This window comes from Actinoplanes sp. NPDC049548, from assembly GCF_040676695.1.
Lineage (GTDB): Bacteria > Actinomycetota > Actinomycetes > Mycobacteriales > Micromonosporaceae > Actinoplanes.
The window spans coordinates 1-1,177 of sequence record NZ_JBFAPM010000075.1 but is presented as its reverse complement, the minus strand read 5'-3'; the positions used below and the strand labels follow the sequence as shown (position 1 = coordinate 1,177).

Genomic DNA, 1,177 nt, shown 5'->3' with positions numbered 1-1,177 from the left:
CTTTCCGAGGCCTTCACCACCACCTACCCGTGGGAGGAAAGGCGACGGCACAGCGCAGACGCTCTGGAAGGCCCGCGCGCGTTCGCCGAGAAACGACCGCCCGTCTGGTCCGGGAATTGAGGCGTGACACTCGGACGGGCGGTTGGACGCCATTGTCGGCGATCCGTATGCCGTGCGAACCTCGGGCCTGGAAAACGAAAGAAACGAAAGAAGTAGGCGAGGGGAATCATGGCCGATTGCCGCAATGCCGACACCAGGGTTTCTCTCGCACTTCTGAGAAAGGAGAGTCTGCATTCGAGTCTGGCTGATCCGGTGCTGGACACGATGACCTTCCTGAACGAGGTCACGATGCGTTACCCGGAGGCGATCTCGTTCGCGCCGGGCCGGCCGTATGACGGGTTCTTCGACACCGAGGACATCGTCACGCACCTGCGCCGCTACCTGGACCACCTGGCCGAGGCCGGGTGGTCACCGCAGCAGGTCCGCACCGCGATGTACCAGTACGGCACCACCGCCGGTCAGATCCGTGACCTGATCGCCGCATCGCTACGCATCGACGAACACATCGACGTCACACCCGAGAGCATCGTGGTCACCGTCGGCGCTCAGGAAGCCATGCTGCTGGTGCTGCGGGCCCTGATCGCCGGCCCGTCCGACGTGCTGCTGGTCTCCAGCCCCTGCTACGTCGGCATCACCGGCGCGGCCCGGCTGCTCGACATCCCCCTCGTGGATGTCGAGGAACCCGCTGACGGGTTCTGCTGCGCGAAAGTGGAGGAGGCCATCGCGCGTGAACGCGCCCGCGGACGCCGACCCCGAGCCTTCTACGTGGTGCCGGACCACTCCAACCCGTCGGGCACCACCATCGCCCCCGAGGCTCGCGCGCAGCTGCTCGAGCTCGCCGCCCGCCACCAGCTGCTGATCATCGAGGACAGCCCCTACCGTCTGGTCAGCCCCGGCAACCCGCTGCCCACTTTGAAATCACAAGACACCGCCGGGGTGGTCGTGCACCTCGGCTCGTACTCCAAAACCGTGTTCCCCGGCGCCCGGGTCGGCTACGTCGTCGCCGACCAACGCATCACCGCCGCCGACGGGCACAGCACGCTGCTCGCCGACGAACTGTCGAAGATCAAAAGCATGGTCACCGTCAACACCTCCTCGCTGAGCCAGGCCGTGGTCG

Annotated in this window: 1 protein-coding gene; it reads left to right on the top strand. The window is 66.2% G+C overall.

Annotated features, from left to right (window positions below; all coding sequences use genetic code 11):
• Positions 1-312: 312 nt before the first annotated feature.
• Positions 313-1,177 (top strand): PLP-dependent aminotransferase family protein (locus AB0J80_RS38515; RefSeq protein ID WP_364714791.1); only part of this gene is annotated, 865 nt, incomplete at its 3' end.